This window comes from Bradyrhizobium betae (genome assembly GCF_050632175.1).
Classification (GTDB): domain Bacteria; phylum Pseudomonadota; class Alphaproteobacteria; order Rhizobiales; family Xanthobacteraceae; genus Bradyrhizobium; species Bradyrhizobium betae_B.
This window is the reverse complement of record NZ_CP192576.1, coordinates 6,196,194-6,215,535: the sequence shown is the minus strand read 5'-3', so window position 1 is coordinate 6,215,535 and position 19,342 is coordinate 6,196,194. Positions and strand designations below refer to the sequence as shown.

The window sequence follows — 19,342 nt, the reverse complement described above, 5'->3', positions numbered from 1 at the left end:
AATTGCGCACACGGCTGCGAACGGTCACGCGCGCGGCAGGCCGCCGCATGGCTACGTTCATGATTGGTAAGAAGTTCATGCTACCGATGCGAGCAATAACAACCATTTCGTAGAGGCTGCGATGAAGTTGCTGAGCCACCTGAAGATCCGCACCAAGCTTGCCAGCATGGTCTGCCTTGCGGCTCTTACCGTAACGGCCATCATCGCGGTCTCGGGCTTCCTCAGCAAGAGCCGCATGATGGAGGACCGGGTCCAGCAGATGAAGACCGCGGTCGATATGCTCTACAGCCTGGCCCAGTCGGTTCAGGACGACGTCACCGCCGGCAAGATGACGCAGGCCGAGGCCAAGGCCCTGTTCCATATTCGCGGTCGCCAGATGAGCTTCAACGCCGGCCAAGGTTACCCGGTCGTCTACAACACCGACACATCCATCCTCGTGAACGGCGCCAACCAGAAGCTCGAAGGCAAGATCACCGGCGCGACCGACTCCAACGGCGTCCTCATCGCCGACGCGATCATCAAGGCCGGCGAGCTGTCCGCGCAGGGCGGCGTGACGTCCTACCTTTATCCCCGCCCAGGTCAGACCGAGGCCGTCCGCAAGACCGTGTTCGCGCGCAAGTTCGCGCCCTGGAACGCGACGATCAGCTACGGCCTCTATGTCGACGACATCGACGCCGACGTGCGCGCGCTCACGCTCGAACTCGCCGCTGTCGGCCTCGGCTTGATGTTGCTGATGGCCACTCTGTCCTGGCTCATCGCCCGCGATGTGCTGAGCGCGCTCGATCGCCAGAAGACCCGCATGCAGGAGATCGCCGAAGGCGCCATCGACAAGCCGGTCGAGGAGACCGATCGCGGTGACGAGATCGGCCGCATGGCCGAGACGCTCGAAGTGCTGCGCCAGACCGCCCTGACAGCCCGTATGCTCGAAGCCGAGCAGGTCGCCACCAAGACCCGCACCGAGCAGGAGAAGCGCGACGCGCTGATCTCGCTTGCCGACCGCTTCGACGCTTCCGTCGGCCAGCTCGTCGGCCTGATGGCCTCCGGCTCCGGGGAGCTGGAGACCACCGCCAAGTCGATGTCGTCCACGGCTGAAGGCACCAATCGCCGCGCCGCCGTGGTCGGTTCGGCCGCCACTGAAGCCAGCCAGCGCGTCCAGACTGTCGCCGCGGCCGCTGAAGAACTGTCCTCCTCCATCACCGAGATCAGCCGCCAGGTCGCGCAATCCGCCGAAGTCACCGGCCGCGCCGTGGACAGTGCGCGCCGCACTGACACCATCGTGCGTGCGCTGTCGGACGGCGCCCAGCAGATCGAGCACGTCGCCGAGCTGATCTCCAGCATCGCGGCTCAGACCAATCTGCTCGCGCTCAATGCCACCATCGAGGCTGCCCGCGCTGGTGAAGCCGGACGCGGCTTTGCCGTCGTCGCCTCCGAAGTGAAGTCGCTCGCGAGCCAGACCGCGGAAGCCACCCGTGAGATCGGCGACAAGATCGCCCAGATCCAGGGCGCGACCAAGGAAGCCGTGGACGCGATCGGCGGCATCACCGCCACCATCGAGGAGGTCAGTCGCATCGCCACCTCGATCGGCGCGGCCATCGAGGAGCAAGGTGCCGCCACCGCCGAAATCGCCCGCAGCGTCTCGCAGACCGCGGATGCGACCAAGGAGGTCACCACCAATATCGGCGGCGTCAGCACGGCGGCGAACGAGACCGGCAACGCAGCCGGCATGGTGCTTGCCGCCGCCTCGAACCTCTCCAAGCAGGCCGAGCAGCTCTCCGGCGAAGTCGGCACCTTCCTCGCGGGCGTACGCGCGGCGTAACGGCGAGCACCGAACTTTCCACGTCGTCATGGCCGGGCTTGTCCCGGCCATTTACGTTCTCGCGCTCGTGGATGCCCGGGACAAGCCCGGGCAGACCGCCTCTTCAGCCCCGCCTCTATCGCCTCGCCAGGCTGCAGCCGCTCGATAGCTTGCTGGTCGATCCGGTCGAGCCGCCGCTCGACTGCGACGGAAATTCCTCGAACGGCGAGTTCTGCTTGCCGGTGTTGAACTCGAAGATCTTGCGGAACAGGCCGGGCGCCATCGCCGAGATCGGGTTGACGCGCATGACGGGCGCAGACGGCGTACCAACGACCTCGTAGGTCACGCCGATCAGTCCCTCATTGTTGCCGCCGCCGAGGAAGATACCGAACAACGGAATCTGGCCGAAGATGTTGTTGACGCCATACATTGGCACGAAGGTGCCGCTCATGCAGACCTGGTTGCCGGGATAGTCGATCGAGCCCTCGATGGTGGCGCCGATCATCGGCCCCTTGACCACGCCGTCGCGAACGGTCAGCGCTCCGTTCTGCCGGGTGAACTCGGCGCGCAGCGCGCTGAAGGAGACGCCGCTGCCGGTCCCGTTGGGCGCACCGGCGGCGACGCGCTCGAGCTGCGCCTCGCCCTTCACCGTGAAGTCGCGCACGTTGATGAGGCCCTCGCGGGACGTGTTCGGCTCGGATGTCGGCGGCTCCATCGCCACCACCATCTGGCCGCCGACCGCCTTGGTGTAGGTGTCGGTGAAGCGCAGCAGCGCGCCGGCATCGTTGGTCTGGAGGTAGATCACCTCGCGGTTGCCCTGGGCGCGGCCGCCGCGCAGATCGGCTGCCACCGGCGTGTCGCGGCCGATCTTGCCGCTCAGCGTGAAAGCCTTGATGGCGCCGCTGCGTCTCGACATCTTGGCGTCGACACTGCGCATCGCCTCGCCGTTGAATCCCGCGACGGCACCGAGCTTCACGTCGATGTCGAAATCGACGTTCTTCATCTTGCTCTTGGCATCGTCCTTGGAATTGCCCGAGATCGCCGACTTCAGGAAGCCGCGGCCGTCGAACACGTCGCCGCGCATCGTGCCGCGCACCACCCCGTCCTGGCCGCGCTCAACCTTCAGCGACGTCTTGTCGCCATCGGACGGCGAGTAAATCGGGAAATTCGCATTCATGAGATCGCCGTTCGGATCGACCTCGAGCGAGCCCTTGATCGAGGCGCCGCCGCCTTCGATGACGATGTCCTCCAGACGCGTCGATTGCGCGGTCGGCACCACCTTGAACGTGGCCTTGCCCGATTTGCCCGGCAGCTTGACCCAGCCTGGCAGGATGTTGTCGAGCTTGACCGAAGTCAGGTCGGCCTCGATGCCGAGCTTCGTCGTCTGGTCCGGGCCGCCGGCGATCTTGCCCGACAGCTTGATCGGTACCGATCCGCTGACGGCAGGACTGAGATCGAAACCCAGGCGCGCGCGGCTGGCGTCGTCCAGCGTGGTCTGCAATTTGACGTCCGCATCGCCCTCGGTCGGCTTGCGGTAATCGAGCGAGGCCGCCTGGCCGTTGATCTTGACGTCGCCCTTGACCTGATAGCCCTGGTTGTTCGCGGCGATCTTGAGATTGTTGGCTTCCAGCTTCTGGTTCATCACCAGCTTGTCGGCCGAGAAGCCGTTGAGATCGGCGGTGACGGAATAGGTCGTGTCGGCCTTGGTCAGCTCGCCTTTGACCGGCATGGCGAGCTGGATGTTCGCCGTGAACGTGCCCTTGCTGGTGTTGGGGTCGACGACGGTCGACGACAGGTCGCTCAGCCGGTCATTGGCAAGCATTTCGGCCGCCGCGGGTACAGGGCCGTCGACCCGGAACCTGGTCCGCGATGGCGACGGTTTCGGCGCCATGTCCGGCACCTCGAACACGAAGTCCGAGATCGTGACCTTGCGGCCCGCCGGCGTATCGGCGATGCCCTGGGCGATATTCACGGTCGCGGTGCGCCCGGTCACGCGCGCCTTCAAATCGGCATCGTGCACGACAGGCATGCCGTCGACGGGACGGACCGCGACGCCGCTCGCGACGATGTTGACCGACAAACCATCGTCGGGAATCGGCGGGCCCTTGCGCGGCAGGTTCTTGGTCGGTGAATTGACGCCGATCTCGATGCGCTGAAGCGTGCCGCGCTCGATCCGCTCGATCACCCACTCACGCAATTCGGGAACGACGAGCGTCGGCCACATCCGCTTGAGCGCGGAGGCCGACATCGGCGTTCCCGCGAAGCCCAGCGTCAGCCGCGGTTCACCCGAATAGTCGATCGCCCCCGTGCCGGCGACGCCGATCTCGCCGTTGCTGATATCGGCCTGCGTCAGCAGCATGCGCTTGTGGTCGGTGTCGAAGCGGAATCCGATCGCAATGCGGTTGAAGACCAGCGGCGGTTCGTTGTCGATGCCGCCAAGCAGGATCGAGCCACCGCTGAAACCGAGCTGCCAATCGTTGACGGTGCCGTTGGGCGGTTCGAGGTGGGCCAGAAGGGTCAGACGGTTCGCACCCGACAGGATCTTGAACGGCGCAACCAGCACCCGCCGATTGGCGTCCCACTCGACGTTGATCTCGGCGGAGTCGATCGCCATCGGATAGTCGGGTGTATCGGTGTCGATGATGTTACCCGCGCCGATCGCGACCTTGCCGCGAAAGAAGGTCGGCACGCCGTCGCGGCCGAGCTCGCCCTTGAGCTCTCCCGTCATCGGCAGGTCCGCCGTATAGGTGAGGTCCTTCACCCGCAGCGCCAGCAGGATGTTGGCGGTGGAGACCTTGTCGGCGCGGATGTCGACCGAGCGCACCCCGTTCTCGGCGGGACCGATCGTGGCGCGCAGCGACCAGGGACGTGCGCCCTCCTCGCCGAAGCTGAGCGTGACACCGCCACGGGTCGGCCGGCGCAGGCTGAGCGTGATGTTCTCAAACGACCATTTGCTGCCGCGCTGCTGATCGTCGACGATCAGATTGCCGTTCTTCAGACCGATCTCGTTGAGGTTCTGTCCGTCGAGGCCGGTCATGCTCAGACTGTCGAGCCAGTCGAGGCCCTGGAGAATTCCGCTCTGGGCCGTGGCCTGAGGAGCGGCCTGAGATGGGTCCTGGCCCGCAGGTGCCGTCGCGAAAGGCGGCGGCGGGACACCGTTGCGCGGGAATGTCGGCGGCAGGCCCGCATCCTTCTTGGACGCCACGCCGGTTGCGAGCGGTTTTGCGGTGTCGCCGGCCGACACGGTGACGGTGCCGTCAGGCGCGATCCGGATCGCGAGCTCGGCGTCGACGAGATTGAGGCTTTCGGCGCGCAGGTGCCCCATCAGCAGACCCACGCCCGACAGCTTCACCTCCGCCTTCGGCGCACTGGCAACGATGGCGTGGTCGCGGTCGCGCACGATGATGTCGCGGATGCGCACCGCGATGCGAACCCGGCCGACTCGCTCGATCTGGGTGCCGCCGACCTCGACCGTGTTGCCGTGGCCAATATTGTCCTCGATGGCGGCAGCGAGCCATGGCGTCGCGATGTCGAGATTGATCGGCCCCGCGCCAAGCCGCCACCACAGCGCGCCGAAACAGCCGACGAAGATGACGGCCAGGGCCCCGACCACGACGGCCATCCGCTTCAGCCAGCGACCTCCGCCGAGCCAGCGACGCAACGAGCCGAATCCGTCACCAACACGATGAAAGCCTGAATTGGAACGCGACAACAGCCGCCGCGCCCGCCTGCGCGCCGCCGCTTCCTGATCCGGATCCCAGTCGGCGTCGTCCCATTCCTGCGGCTCCGGCTGCCCGCCATGCCGATCGAGATCCCGATTGTAATCCTGGGGCGACGTATTCCTTGCCATTGCCTCTCGATACAGGCGCCCATCGTGGGATTGAGCGCCGCCGGGACCGCAGCCGTCGACAGGGATCGAAGCTCCCCGCCCCGGCGATGCCGCCATACCTCGAATATTCCTGCTGTTCGTCATTTCGCCCCGGGAGCGCGTTCAACGAGCAGTGGGGTGGTGCGTGGAATTCCTTGTAACCATACTCCGGCGCCATCAGACTCGCCCAGCCGAGGGCGCGATTCCGGAATACCGGACGAGAGCTGCAATACCGCTTTGGTTGACCCGCCGAAAGCGACGAAAGGAAGGCGTATGTCCAAGAAATCCCGAAAGAAATCGTCCAAAACGCCCTCCGGCAGTCCGACAGCTAAAAAGAAGGCCCCGACAGCGCGGGGAACGACTCAAACAAAGTCAGCGAAAACACAGCGGACACCGGCGAGCAAATCAACTGGGAGCATAGCAAAATCAGGGTCACATGGGGCCGCATCGAAACAGTTAAATTCCTCCAAATCGGCGGCCGCGCCCGTGACGGCGAAAGATACGGCTAAGTCCGCCTTGGCAAAGTCCTCCCTGACCGAGGGCCAGAAGGCCCCCGGCTTTCGCCTGCCCCGCGACGGCGGCGACATGGTCACCCTGGCCGACTATGCCGGCCGCAAGCTCGTCCTGTTCTTCTATCCCCGCGCCGACACGCCCGGCTGCACCAGGGAGGCAATCGACTTTACCCGGCTGGCCGACGCCTTCGCCGCGGCCGGTACCGCCGTGCTCGGCATCTCGGCCGATCCGTTAAAGGCCCAGGAGAAGTTCCGCGACAAGCACAAGCTCGCGATTCCTCTCATTTCGGATGAGAAGCACGAGATGCTGGAGGCGTATGGCGCCTGGGGCGAAAAATCCATGTACGGCAAGAGCTTCCTCGGGATTCTTCGGACCACGCTGCTGATCGGGGCCGACGGCAAGGTGGCCAAGGTCTGGCGCAATGTCCGGGTCGACGGCCATGCCGATCAGGTGCTGGAGGCGGCAAGAAGTCTTTAACCAGTCCGTTAGATTCGAGCGCTTCCGTTTCCGGAAAATTAACCATGACCGGCCCAGATTGCTGCGGCAATTGAGCCGCAAGGAACCGTTCCGACCGGCGCCGGAGAGCCGATGTCGAAAAGTTCTGCCCAACTCTCGCAGTACCCCCAACATCACCCTCACGACCATGGCCGCGCTTTTCACCGCCGCCCGACGGCTGCCGTGGCGGCCGCGATTCCCCTTGCCCCGACCGACGACGCCTACACCATCGTGCATCACGGCAAGCAGGTCCGGCTCGGACCCGTCGTGTTCTGGATCGTGGTCGGCACGGTCGTACTGCTCGGACTCTGGTCGGCGGCGACTGCCACCTATTTCGCTTTCCGCGACGACGTCCTGACCCGGCTGATCGCCCGCCAGGCAGAGATGCAATACGCCTATGAGGATCGCATCACCGAGCTGCGCGCCAAGGTCGACCGCACCACCAGCCGCCAATTGCTCGACCAGGAACAGTTCGACCAGAAGCTCGACCAGATCATGAAGCGCCAGACGGCGCTGGAGTCCCGGGCGACGGCGCTTGGCGCCATGCCCGACGTGACCGGGTCGATCCCCCGCGCGACTCCGCAGCGCGGCGACTCAAACCAGGGCACGAATCAAGGCTTGATGCAGGGCACGCCTAAGCCGTCGCCGATCAGCAACACCGTGATCTTCGTCGCGCCGCCGGATCGCGAGGCACGACTCGAATCGCGTTCCCCGGCCGTCATCGCGCCGCCGACCAACCAGTTCGCCAAAAACCAGGGTTTCGACAACGTCCTGGTCCGGCTGACGACCTCGCTTGACCAGGTCGAGCGCCGCCAGATCGCGGCGCTCGGCGCCGTCGAGGAACGCATGGATTCACGGATGCGCCGGATGCGCGGCGTCGTCAGCGATCTTGGCCTCAATCTCGCCAGCCTTGAAGCCGCCGTGCCGCGCTCCGCGATGGGCGGGCCGTTCATCCCGGTCAAGCTGACGGCCAATGCCGGCCCGTTCGAGAAGCAGCTCTATCGTATCAACACCACGCGCGCCGAGATGGATCGTCTCAATCGCACGCTGGCGCTGGTGCCCTATCGCAAGCCCGTCATCGGCGAAGTCGAATTCACCTCCGGCTTCGGCGTGCGCAGCGACCCCTTCCTCGGCCGGCCTGCGATGCATACCGGTCTCGACTTCCGCGCCGCGACCGGTGATCCCGCGCGCGTCACCGCCAACGGCAAGGTCGTCTCGGCCGGCTGGTCCGGCGGCTACGGCCGCATGGTTGAGGTCGATCACGGCAATGGACTCTCGACCCGCTACGGCCATCTCTCCGAGATCAACGTCAAGGTCGGCGAGATCGTGAAGCTCGGCCAGGTCATCGGCCTGGTCGGATCGACCGGCCGCTCCACCGGTCCGCACCTGCACTACGAAACCCGCATCGATGGCGAAGCGGTCGATCCGCAGAAGTTCCTGCGAGCCGGCGTGCGCCTCAGCGCGGGCTAGGTGTGATGCCATGAGAGGCCGCCTCCAACGGGGAACGGAACCTCCGCAGGCGGCTTGAAGGACTCCATGGGCGCCCCGGGAGATCCTCACGATGGCAAAGACGACGAAATCGACTCGCGTATCCGCGAGGACGGTAACCATACACGACCAAAAGCTTGAACGCGGCGAAGGTGGCGAACTTCACCAGACCGCGGTGGGCAAGGCGAGCATCCTCACCACGGCCCAGGGCGGCCCGGTGTCCGACGACCAGAACTCACTGAAGGTTGGGCCCCGCGGGCCAACCTTGCTCGAGGATTTTCATTTCCGAGAGAAGATCTTCCACTTCGACCACGAACGCATCCCCGAGCGGGTCGTGCATGCGCGCGGCTACGCGGCGCATGGGTTCTTCGAGACCTACAAATCGCTCGCGAAATACACCAAGGCCGACCTGTTTCAGCGCGCGGGGAAAAGACACCCGCCTTCGTTCGGTTTTCAACCGTTGCCGGAAGCAAGGGCTCGGTCGACCTCGCCCGGGACGTGCGGGGCTTTGCGGTCAAGCTCTATACGCAGGAAGGCAATTGGGACATCGTCGGCAACAACATCCCGGTCTTCTTCATTCAGGACGCGATCAAGTTTCCCGACCTGATCCACGCCGTGAAGGAAGAGCCGGACTGCGCATTTCCCCAGGCGCAATCGGCGCATGACAATTTCTGGGACTTCATAAGCCTCACCCCCGAGAGCATGCACATGGTCATGTGGGTGATGTCCGACCGCGCCATCCCACGCTCGTTTCGCTTCATGGAAGGGTTCGGCGTTCATACGTTCCGGCTCGTCAATGCCAAGAACGAATCCACCTTCGTCAAATTCCACTGGAAACCGAAGCTCGGCCTGCAATCGGTCGTGTGGAACGAAGCGGTCAAGATCAACGGCGCCGATCCGGACTTCCACCGTCGCGATCTCTGGACTGCGATCAAGACCGGCAATTTTCCCGAATGGGAGCTGCAGCTTCAGCTGTTCGATCAGGATTTTGCCGACGCCTTCGAGTTCGACGTGCTCGATCCGACCAAGATCATTCCCGAGGAAATTCTGCCGCCCGTTCCGGTCGGACGGCTGGTGCTCGACCGGATGCCGGATAATTTCTTTGCGGAGACCGAACAGGTCGCTTTCATGACCCAGAATGTTCCGCCTGGAATCGACTTCTCCAACGATCCCCTGCTCCAGGGGCGCAATTTCTCGTACCTCGACACGCAGCTGAAACGGCTGGGTAGCCCCAATTTCACTCACATCCCGATCAATGCGCCGAAATGCCCGTTCGCTCATTTTCAGCAGGATGGACACATGGCGATGCGCAATCCAATCGGTCGCGTCAATTACCAGCCGAACTCCTTCGGCGAAGGACCAAGAGAGTCGCCACTGCGCGGCTTCACGCCGTTCCCCGAGGTAGTGGAAGGCGAAAAGCGCCGTCTGCGTGCTGAAAGCTTCGCGGACCACTACAGCCAGGCCCGTCAGTTCTTCATCAGTCAGACTGCAGGCGAGCAGTCGCACATTGCCGCAGCGCTGACGTTCGAGCTCAGCAAGGTGAAACTTCCGGCGATCCGGGAACGCATGGTCTCGCATCTCCTCAACATCGACGAGACACTGGCGAGCAAGGTCGCAGACAAGCTCGGCCTGCAGAAGATGCCGAAACCTGCCGATGCAGCCCTGCCCACGCGTCAGGATCTCGATCCTTCGCCCGCCCTGAGCATCGTGGAAAACGGTCCGGAGCGCTTCGAGGGACGCAAGCTTGGTATCCTCGTCACCGACGGTTCGGACGCAGGCCTCCTTAAGGCTCTCAAGGCCGCCCTGGACAAGGCCGGGGCGACCTTCGAGATCATCGCGCCGAAGGTGACAGGCGCCAAAGCCAGCGACGGCAGCTGGATCGACGCCGATCAGATGATCGACGGCGGACCGTCCGTTCTCTACGACGCGGTCGCGCTGCTGCCGGCTGCGGATGCGATGGGCGATCTGCTGCTGGAATCCTCGGCACGCGATTTCCTCGCCGACGCGTTCGCGCACTGCAAGTTCATCGGCTACGTCAATGCGGCGCTGCCGCTGTTCGAAAAAGCGGGCATTACCTCCGACGATTTCGATGAAGGCTGCATCTCGATCGCAAGCGCGAAAGAGACCAAATCGTTCGTCGACAGCCTCGCCAAATTGCGGGTCTGGGAGCGCGAGCCCCACGTCAAGATGCCCTGAGCAAGGAAGGCCGAGGCGCGCTCATCGTGCGCCTAGGCTCTGCTCAACGCCGGCCGCCGCCCCCCATCCCGCCGCCGGGAGCTCCGAAGCCGCCACCACCACCCATGCCCCCGCCGGGCCCCATCGGTCCGCCGGGCGAGCCGATGCCGCCGGGACCTGACGGGCCGCTCGGGCCCGCCGGCGCCGGACCGGGGTTTGCACCAGGGCTGGATCCGGGCGCGGGCGCGCCCGGTGCACCGGGCTGGCCACCGCTCGGGTTTGGTGCGGTACGATCTCGGATGCAGGATGGAACCGCCGGGCGACCGGTTGGGAGCGCCACCGCCGGACGGGGGATTGCCCGGCCCGTGGCCGATGGCCTCTGCCGAATCCACCTGGAAGCCGCGCGAGCGGTCGAACACACCGTTGACCACCATGCGCGCCTCGCCGGCCGCCGGCCCGAAGCGCGACCCGTCACGGGCGATGAAGCCGGAGCCGAGCTGGAGGTTCGACCCCGCCCGCTGCACATAAGCCTCGATCGACAGGCGGCTTGCGCCGACCAGATCGGAGAAATCATCGATCCGCGTGCGCGCGGCCTGCATCGCGCCCTGGCTCACGCTGCCTTCGATCTGGACGCGCTGGCCAACCAGCAAGGGATCGACGCCGTTCAGCCTCAGCCCGCCGATGCGCAGCCCGTCGGGCCCGCGCTCGACCACCCCGGTGACACGCTCGGTTGCCTTGCGTCGCGGCTCGACCAGGCTTGCGACGATCACGCCGTCGGTGCGACGCAGACCGTAGACCGCAACCTGCGTGCCGATGCGGAGCTTGCTCACCTTGTCGCTCGCGACGATCTTCTGGCCGAGCACGGCCAGCTCGTTGCCCTTCACGGATTCGACGGGACCTGCGACTTCGCTCGCAATCGCGATGTTGCGCGTGACGAGTACGCCGTCAGCACGACGGGTCGCGACCACGCGTGCGAGCTGGCCGATACGCAGGGCCTTGGGGCTCGCCGCTTCGCCATCGATCCGCACCGGAACATCGCTGGCATAGGTGATGCGCTCGCCGTTGACATAGATGCTGCCGAAGCGCTGGATCACGCCGACAATGCCGGTGCCGCCGATGCCGTGGTCGTCACCGCGCGTGAGCCCGGTGCCGCCGATTCCCTGGTCGGTGCCGCGCCCGATCTGCGCCCGCGCCATGGCCGTGCCGGCGAGCCAGAATCCCGTCAGCAGCAGACGGCGGGAAATGAGCGGCGGCCGGCTCATGAGGAACCACCTTCCTTGCCGCCCGACTTGGCCTCGCCCTCTTCGTCGGCATCTTCGCTGTAGATGTAGATGCCGAAATTCCATCGGGCGTCACCGCCCTTGTCCTTGGCAAGCGCGCGGTTGGCCTCGCGGTTTGCCGTCTTCAGAGCGTCCATCGCAAGCTCGCGCGAGCGCGCTTCGAGGCGGCGTGCAAGCTTCGGCGAGATGTTGTTGTAGTGCACCGCGCGCTCGAGAAAGCGCGGCGCTGTGCCCGAGACGTTGCGTTCGGCCGCCGCGATATGGTCGTGCAGATTGCGGCCGAGATAGTGCCACTTGCTGTCGTCCTCGCCTGATGGGACGAAGGCCGCCTCGACCAGCTCGATCTCGTCGGCCGCGTTGATGGTGACCAGCTTGCGATCGACCCATTCGTCAAGCACCGCGCGCGGTCGCACGTCCTTGGTGACGGAGGCGACGAGTTGCTCGAACGACGGCGCATCGGCCTCGGCCGTGCGCGGCAGGGCCAGCGGCTCGCCCTTCGCATCGGTGAACTCGGGCGCGGCGAGCCAGCGCGCGATCACGGCGCTCGTCAGCGACACCGCCGCCGGCGTCTCGTTCACGGGCGCACCGGCGCCGCGAAGCCGCGCCACCTCCTTGCGATGGATGCCGGTGAGAAGGCTGACGCGGCTGTCGGTCTGCTCCTTGCCCTCCAGCGCGAAATCATGCTCGGCGACGTTGACGAACAGTTCGCGAAGCAGTTGCGCCAGCGCCGGAAAGGTCATGCCGCTGCGGATGCACAGCCGCACGAGCGGGCGCAGCAGCCGCGCCAGCGGCGCGTGCAGCTTCGCGGCGGCATTCGGCTGCGGAGCCGCTGCTTTGGACCCGGACTTGGCATTCATGTCTGAATTGTACCTGCGCCACACGTGGGACACAATCCCACATTTTCCCACTTTGCATTTGACGTGGTAAATTTTCCCACATATACGAGACGCCACTGAGGGGCGCGACGTAAAGGGACACACACCCATGGCTGACCGCTTGGTCCGCAATTCCAGCTCACTGCGTGCCGTGCCGGCTCCCGACCGGGGACACGGCACAATAGAGCCGATCCTGCCGGCGCTGCTGCGCGGCGTGATCTTCATGTCGGTGCTGGCGGCACCGTTCGTCGCAGCGCTTCTCGCAGGCTGACGCCGCCATGCATCACAGCCAGGAAACCTTGCAAGAAACCTTGCACGAAATCCCGCGCCGCCCGTCGGTGCTCCACATCTTCAAGATCTATTATCCCGACCTGTTCGGCGGCACGCTGACAGTGATCCGCGACATCTGCGCAGGTCTGAAGGATGCTTTTGCCTCCGCCGTGCTGGTCTGCTCGCAATCGGCCGAGCCGCGTGAACTCGTCGTCGACGACGTGCCGGTCGAGCGCGTCCGCTCGTTCGGCAATCTGCTGTCGCTTCCCGCCGCCCCGACCTATCCATGGCGGCTGTGGCGGAGAATCGCCGAGCACGATCTGCTCGCGCTCCACGCTCCCTTCCCGCTCGCCGATCTCGTCTTCGCACTGGGATTCGGCGCCAAACGGCCGCTGGTGGTGCACTGGCACGCCGACATCGTCACCCATGCCGGCCTGCGCTGGTTCATCGAGCCGTTGATGCGGCGAACTCTGCGCCGCGCCAAGGCGATCATCGTGTCGGACCACGTCCTGGTCGAGACCACGCCCCTGCTGCGCGAATTCGACGACAAATGCCGCGTCGTTCCATTCGGCATCGACACCTCCGGCTACGACTGGCCGAAGATCGAGCCGAACCATGTCAACGATCGCGGCCGGCTCGTGCTCGCCTGTGGCCGCCTGGTGCCCTACAAGGGGTTCGACGTGCTGATCCGCGCCGCCGTCAACCGCAAGTTCGAAGTCTGGATCATCGGCGAAGGCACCGAACGGCCCCGGCTCGAACAGATGATCCGCGAACTCGGCCTGACCGACCGCGTCCGCCTGCTCGGCTCGGTCAACGACAGCGAGCGCATCAAGCTGATGTGCCTGTCCGACGTCTTCGTGATGCCGTCGGTGACCAACGCCGAGACCTTCGGTCTGGTCCAGCTCGAAGCCATGGCCGCCGGTCGCCCCGTCGTGAACACGGCGCTCGATACCGCCGTGCCGCGCGTCGCACGCCACGGCATGGAGGCCATCACCGTGCCGCCCGGCAATCCGGAAATGCTCGGGGACGCCATCGACACCCTGATCCACGACCCCGAGCGCCGCCGGCGCATGGGATTGTCGGGCCGCACCCGCGCCCTCACCCGCTATTCCGCCACGGCTTTCCGGGAAGGCATGGAAACCGTCTACCGCAACGCCGTCACCGCGCCCTGCAGGGAATCGGCAACCGCAGCCGAACCACCGCAGGCGACGAGCTGGCCGGACAGCGTCCGGATCGCGGCCGCCCTGGCCTGGTCCGACATGCGGCACCGTTACGTGCGCTCGCTGCTCGGACCTTTCTGGATGTCGCTGCAGATGGCGATCGTGGTCGTGGTGCTGGGCTCGGTGATCGGCCAGATGTCGAACGCCGACATCCTGTCGCGGCTCCCCATGCTGGCGCTGTCGATGACGGCCTGGACCTTCCTCAACAGCGTGGTGCTCGATGCGACCACGGCGCTGCAGAACTCCGCGAGCCTGATCCGCGACCGGGCATTGCCGCCGGTGATCTTCCTGCTGCAATGCACGTTCCGCCAGGGACTGTTCGCGCTGCATAATGCCTGCGTGCCGCTGCTGCTGTGGCTGGTCCTGTCGCCCCACGACCTCTCTCACGCGCTGGCGGCGCTGCCCGGCCTGCTCCTGTTCGTGGCCTGCACCTTCGCCCTGAGCCTCGTCCTTGGCGCGATGGCAACGCGCTATCGCGACCTCAAGCCGATCATCGAATCCACGTTGATGCTCGCCTTCCTCGCCTCGCCCGTGATCTGGTCGGCCGAAATGATCAACCACCGCGCAACGGTGATGCGGCTCAATCCGCTGACGCACCTGTTCGCGGTGTGGCGCGAGCCGCTTGCGGGCGGCCATGTCGACCCGACCAGCCTCGTCTACGTCCTCGTCACCCTGGCGTTGCTGATCTTTGCGAGCGCGCTGACGCTGGTTCACCTGCGCAAAGCCGCATTCTGGATCTGACCATGGTCTCGATCAGCCTGCGCAACGTCTGTCTCGATTATCCGCTCTACGGCGCCTACGACTTCTCGCTGAAGCGGCGGCTGCTCGGTCACCTCATCCGCGAGCCCGGCGAGATGCGGACCATCCGCGCCGTCGACAATGTCACGATCGAGGCCGAACCCGGCGCCCGTATCGGGCTTGCCGGCCCCAACGGCTCCGGCAAGTCGACGCTGCTGCGCCTCATCGCTGGCGTGTACCCGCCGAGCACCGGCCGCCTTGCGGTCAGGGGCAACATCGTGCCCCTGCTCGGCCTGAACGCCGGCGTCAACCTGGATTTCGTGGCGGAGGACAACATCGCACTGCTGCTGCGGATCGGCGGCCGCAAGCCGACCCGCAGCGTGATCGACGAGATCTGGGCCTTCACCGAGCTCGAGACGCGGATGCAGCGGCTGCCCTTGCGGATGTTCTCCTCGGGAATGCTGATGCGCGTGCTGTTCGCCACCGCCACCGCCTTCCCGGCCGACATCCTCCTGCTCGACGAATGGCTCAGCGTCGTCGACGAGCATTTCGCGGAGAAAGCCGAGCGGCGGCTGCAAAACCTCGTCTCGCAGGCGGCGATCGTGATCATCGCCTCGCACGACCAGCCGCTGCTCCGGCGCACCTGCTCCAGCATCATCAACCTCGACCACGGCCGCATCGCCTCGACCGTGACGGTCGAGCCGCCGGCCACGCACGCCTTCGAGCTCCGCGAGAAACGCGCATGAAACAGACCATCCTTGTCGTCTCCGAGGCGCTGGGGGAGCCCAACCACAAGCGCGGCATCTTCCACTTCACGCGCGAGCTGATGCGCTCGCTCGCGGCCGAGGGCCACGAGCTGACACTGCTGGTCGAGACCTCGCGGCGCTATCGCAAGCTGCGCGGACGCGGGCGGCGCACGAAGCTGTTTCCGTCGGAGGCGCGCAACATCGAGCTGCTCGCGCTCTACCGCTTCCTCGACGAGATCAACATGGCCGAACCGCTGGCGCGCAACGGCCTGCGGCGCACGCTCGACTGGCTCCGCCACAAGGTCGCCATGTCGGTATCGCCGGACTACGCCCTCTGCTTCCTGCGCGCCATCGGCCTGCGCGGACTGAATGCCCGGCGCATCGAGAACAAGACCGCCGCGATCGAATACGTCCCGCCCGACCTGCGCCACCTCGAGCTGTTCCGTGAATTTCAGCTCGAGCCCGGCTTCTACAGCTACCAGGATTCCTCCGCCTTCTTCCTGCTGCCGCCGCCGCGGGTCGACGCGCGCGACTACGACATCATCGTGGTGGACACGCCGACGCGGGTCGCGATCCGGCGCAAGCCGGGCGCCAAGGTGATCTGCGTGGTCCATGACCTGCTGCCGCTCACCGACCTCAAGCTCAGCGACGTCGCGACACGGCTGTTCCTGTCGCGACTGCTGACCAGCCTGCGGCAGGCCGACGAGCTCGCCTTCGTTTCAAACTACAGCATGACGCGGTTCAGGGATCTGTTGCCGCAATTTGCGCACCTGCCGGCGCGGGTCGTGTATCCCCGCACCCGGTTCGACGCCCCGGATGTCCTGCACCTCCCAGCCCCGTCGGGCCGTCCGGGGCGGCCGAGCTTCGTCGTCATCGTCTCGAACGAGCCGCGCAAGAACGTCGCCACCGTCATCCGCGCCTTCCGTGGCGTACCGCAGGCCGATCTCGTCGTAATCGGCTATGCCGGCGAGATCAACCGGATGCGCAATCTGCCGCCAAATGTTCGCTTCGCCGGCTATGTCGACGAGCAAGAGAAGGCCGCCCTCATTGCCGAGGCCCACGGGCTGATCATGCCGAGCTTCGCCGAAGGCTTTGGCGTGCCGATCATCGAGGCGCTTGCCGCGAACACGCCGGTGCTGTGCTCCGATATCGCGGTGTTCCGCGAAGTCGCGGGCGAGCTTGCGGACTATTTCGACCCGTTCTCGACCGACTCGGTCGCGGCCTCCGTTACCCGTGTGATGACGCGGCAGGAGGAATGGCGTGGCAGGATCAAGGCGCGGCGCAGCGAGCTCGCCGAGCGCTTCGGCTATGAGACCCAGGCCCGCGATTTCCTCGGACATGAGGCGCCCGGCGCAAGCCTCGCCGCCGGACAGCTGGCATCGTACGGATGAACGCCGAATGCGGACATGGCCGCAGGCCCGCCCTCGGCCATTCGGCCGCGCTGACAGGGACCACCGATGGGCTCGCCGTCCTGATCGCGGCCTCGCTGCCCTGGTCGACCACGGCGCCGTCGATCCTCGTCGGCCTCTGGCTGCTGGCGGTGACGCCGACGATCGATTGGCGCGACTATGGGCGGCAGCTCGCCCGGCCTGCGTTCGCGCTGCCCTTTGCCTTCCTGCTGCTCGCGCTCGTCGGGACGCTCTGGTCCGACGGTGCCTGGACGGACCGGCTGCACGCGATCAAGCCGGTGGCCAAGCTCGTGTTGATTCCGCCGCTGCTCTACCATTTCAGCCGGTCGGAGCGCGGCTTGTGGGTCTGCGTCGTCTTTCTCGGCTCCTGCGCGCTGCTTGCGGTCTATTCCTGGATCGTGTTGCTTGATCCCGCCTGGAAGATCACCACAACGGCGTCGGCGGGCGTGCCCGTCAAGAACTACATCGACCAGAGCCAGGAATTCACTCTCTGCGCCTTTGCACTTGCGCTGCCCGCGCTGATTTTCTGGCGCGACAGGCGCGTGGTCGCCGCGGGCGCGTGCCTGGCGCTGATCCTGCTGTTCGTGACCAACATGGTGTTCGTCGCATCGGCCCGCACGGCGCTGCTCTGCATTGCGGTGCTGCTCGCCCTGTTTGCCTGGAGGCATCTCGGCCGGCAGGCGGCACTGCTCCTGCTCGCGGGCGCTGTCGCCGCGAGCACACTGGCCTGGACGACATCGCCCTATCTGCGCCAGCGCATCACCGACATCGCCGTCGAATACCGCCATGGCCATGAGGACATCAGCCGCGCCTCGACCGCACAGCGGCTGACCTATTGGCGCAAGGCACTTCACGCCTTCACTGAGGCGCCCCTGATCGGCCATGGCACCGGATCGATCAAGCGGCAGTTCGAGCGCGCCGCCACCGGCGGCAGCCGTCTCGATGCGGAGATCGTCAGCAATCCGCACAACCAGACCCTCAACGTCGCCATGCAATGGGGCCTGCTCGGCGTCGTCCTTCTTTACACGATGTGGATCGCCCACCTTCGCCTGTTTCTGGGCCAAGGTCTTGCCGCCTGGATCGGCCTCGTCGCCGTCGTGCAGAACATCGCGAGCTCGCTGCTGAACTCGCACCTGTTCGATTTCCACGAGGGGTGGATGTACGTGCTCGGCGTCGGCGTCGCCGGCGGCATGGTGCTGAAACGCAGGGCTGGCGCGGAATCCTGACTACGGGCTGCGCTCGTGGCCGACCTCGCCGGTGATGACCTCGCCGAACAGCTCCCAGGCCAGCCCGTTGAAGCGCATCAGTTGCATCTGCTCGATCGGGAAGTAATCATCGGACGACGTGTTGACCATGATGCCGGGCAGCATCAGGTCGGTGTGGAAATTCTTCAGGCTGGTGGCCTGCTTCATCGCGTTCTCGCGCGTGAGGTTGTCGCCGCACTGCTTCAGCACCTGCGCCATCGCCTCGGCCTGCACATAGCCATAGAGGTTGTTGGCATTGGTCTTGTCGCCATCGGGGTAATATTTGTCCATGAACTCGCGCCACTTCACCACGGCCGGGTCCTTGTCCCAGGTCGGATCGGTCGGGTCCTTCAGATACGCGGTCGAGATGATGTCCCTGGCATAGTCGAGCCCGGCGGACTTCAGCACCGACGCGATGGAGGTGGCCGTGTTGGCGAGGAAGAATTTCGGTTTCCAGCCGAGCTCGCCGACCTTCCGGATCGCCTGCGCCGAACCTTTTGGCGCCGCCCACGAGAAGAAGATATCCGCGCCGGAATCGTGCAAGGCGACGATCTGCGAGTCGATCGAGGGATCGCTGACCTCGTAGGACTTGTCGGCGATGATCATATTGACCTTGTCGCCGAGGCCGTCTTTCAGGCCCTTGAACTGGTCCTTGCCGGCATCGTCATTCTGCCAGAGCACCGCGATCTTGCTGTTCGGAAACTTGTCGCGGATATATTTCGCGTAGATGCGCCCCTCGCTCTGGTAGTTCGGCTGGAAACCCATCGTCCACGGGAAGTTCTTGGGATCGCCGAACTTGGTGCCGCCGGAGGCGACGAAGAGCTGCGGCACCTTCTTGGCGTTCATGTATTTCATGATCGCGGAATTCGAGGGCGTGCCGAGCGGCTGGAAGATCAGCAAAACCTCGTCGCTCTCGACCAGCTTGCGCGCCTGCTCGATTGCCTTCGGCGGCGAATAGGCATCGTCATAGCTGATGAAATTGATCTTGCGCCCGTTGATGCCGCCATGGTCGTTGATCATCTTGAAGAACGCGGCTTCGGTCTTGCCGATCACGCCATAGGACGAGGCCGGCCCGCTATAAGGCATGATGTTGCCGATCTTCACTTCTGTGTCGGTGGCGCCAGGGTCGTATTTCTTCTGTGCCATGGCAGATGTTGCAGCCAGCACTCCGGCAGCAAGCATGGCGAGGGCAGCAAGGTTTTGGCGACGACCCGGCATCGTTCTCT

At 65.4% G+C, this 19,342-nt stretch carries 12 protein-coding genes and 2 pseudogenes; 10 read left to right on the top strand and 4 right to left on the bottom strand.

Annotated elements, in window-relative coordinates:
* Window positions 1–121 precede the first annotated feature (121 nt).
* Window positions 122–1,816 carry a methyl-accepting chemotaxis protein gene (locus ACQ86E_RS29865; RefSeq protein WP_431203021.1) on the top strand — a complete coding sequence of 565 codons (1,695 nt, stop codon included), beginning with the start codon at window positions 122–124 and terminating at the stop codon, window positions 1,814–1,816.
* Window positions 1,817–1,931: 115 nt separating this feature from the next.
* Here ACQ86E_RS29865 and ACQ86E_RS29860 read toward each other — a convergent pair whose 3' ends face one another.
* Window positions 1,932–5,741 (bottom strand): DUF3971 domain-containing protein, encoded by a 3,810-nt coding sequence (locus ACQ86E_RS29860; protein ID WP_431203020.1) that lies wholly within the window; start codon window positions 5,739–5,741, stop codon window positions 1,932–1,934.
* Window positions 5,742–5,936: 195 nt separating this feature from the next.
* On the opposite strand from ACQ86E_RS29860, the gene ACQ86E_RS29855 reads away from it, so the two are divergent.
* The 4 genes and pseudogenes from ACQ86E_RS29855 (at window position 5,937) to ACQ86E_RS29840 (ending at window position 10,355) form a co-directional block, all read left to right on the top strand.
* Complete coding sequence (locus tag ACQ86E_RS29855) at window positions 5,937–6,653, top strand: peroxiredoxin (RefSeq protein WP_431203019.1); 717 nt, start codon at window positions 5,937–5,939, stop codon at window positions 6,651–6,653.
* Window positions 6,654–6,764: 111 nt separating this feature from the next.
* Window positions 6,765–8,141, top strand: a complete 1,377-nt coding sequence (locus ACQ86E_RS29850; protein ID WP_431203018.1) for a peptidoglycan DD-metalloendopeptidase family protein — start codon at window positions 6,765–6,767, stop codon at window positions 8,139–8,141.
* Window positions 8,142–8,232: 91 nt separating this feature from the next.
* A pseudogene (catE, locus tag ACQ86E_RS29845) lies at window positions 8,233–9,452 on the top strand (catalase C); the annotation flags it as partial.
* A 6-nt stretch (window positions 9,453–9,458) separates the two neighbouring features.
* On the top strand, window positions 9,459–10,355 hold the full coding sequence (locus tag ACQ86E_RS29840) for a catalase-related domain-containing protein (protein WP_431206596.1): 897 nt from the start codon (window positions 9,459–9,461) through the stop codon (window positions 10,353–10,355).
* A gap of 43 nt (window positions 10,356–10,398) precedes the next feature.
* Here ACQ86E_RS29840 and ACQ86E_RS29835 read toward each other — a convergent pair.
* A pseudogene (locus ACQ86E_RS29835) lies at window positions 10,399–11,596 on the bottom strand (DUF5666 domain-containing protein).
* On the bottom strand, window positions 11,593–12,471 hold the full coding sequence (locus ACQ86E_RS29830) for a DUF6502 family protein (RefSeq protein WP_431203017.1): 879 nt from the start codon (window positions 12,469–12,471) through the stop codon (window positions 11,593–11,595). Before ACQ86E_RS29830 ends, ACQ86E_RS29835 begins: the two are co-directional and overlap by 4 nt.
* Window positions 12,472–12,598: 127 nt before the next feature.
* Here ACQ86E_RS29830 and ACQ86E_RS29825 point away from each other — a divergent pair, with 127 nt between their 5' ends.
* From ACQ86E_RS29825 to ACQ86E_RS29805, 5 genes are read left to right on the top strand one after another with little or no spacing between them, the layout of a single operon-like run.
* Window positions 12,599–12,760, top strand: a complete 162-nt coding sequence (locus ACQ86E_RS29825; RefSeq protein WP_431203016.1) for a hypothetical protein — start codon at window positions 12,599–12,601, stop codon at window positions 12,758–12,760.
* Window positions 12,761–12,767: 7 nt separating this feature from the next.
* Window positions 12,768–14,720 carry a glycosyltransferase gene (locus ACQ86E_RS29820; protein WP_431203015.1) on the top strand — a complete coding sequence of 651 codons (1,953 nt, stop codon included), beginning with the start codon at window positions 12,768–12,770 and terminating at the stop codon, window positions 14,718–14,720.
* A 2-nt stretch (window positions 14,721–14,722) separates the two neighbouring features.
* Complete coding sequence (locus ACQ86E_RS29815) at window positions 14,723–15,463, top strand: ABC transporter ATP-binding protein (protein WP_375309224.1); 741 nt, start codon at window positions 14,723–14,725, stop codon at window positions 15,461–15,463.
* On the top strand, window positions 15,460–16,854 hold the full coding sequence (locus tag ACQ86E_RS29810) for a glycosyltransferase family 4 protein (protein WP_431203014.1): 1,395 nt from the start codon (window positions 15,460–15,462) through the stop codon (window positions 16,852–16,854). The genes ACQ86E_RS29815 and ACQ86E_RS29810 overlap by 4 nt, the downstream gene beginning before the upstream one ends.
* Window positions 16,851–18,098: an O-antigen ligase family protein gene (locus ACQ86E_RS29805; protein WP_431203013.1), complete on the top strand. Its 1,248-nt coding sequence runs from the start codon at window positions 16,851–16,853 to the stop codon at window positions 18,096–18,098. Before ACQ86E_RS29810 ends, ACQ86E_RS29805 begins: the two co-directional genes overlap by 4 nt.
* Here ACQ86E_RS29805 and ACQ86E_RS29800 read toward each other — a convergent pair whose 3' ends face one another.
* Window positions 18,099–19,334 carry an ABC transporter substrate-binding protein gene (locus ACQ86E_RS29800; protein ID WP_431203012.1) on the bottom strand — a complete coding sequence of 412 codons (1,236 nt, stop codon included), beginning with the start codon at window positions 19,332–19,334 and terminating at the stop codon, window positions 18,099–18,101. It lies immediately after the preceding gene.
* Between the last annotated feature and the right edge of the window lie 8 nt (window positions 19,335–19,342).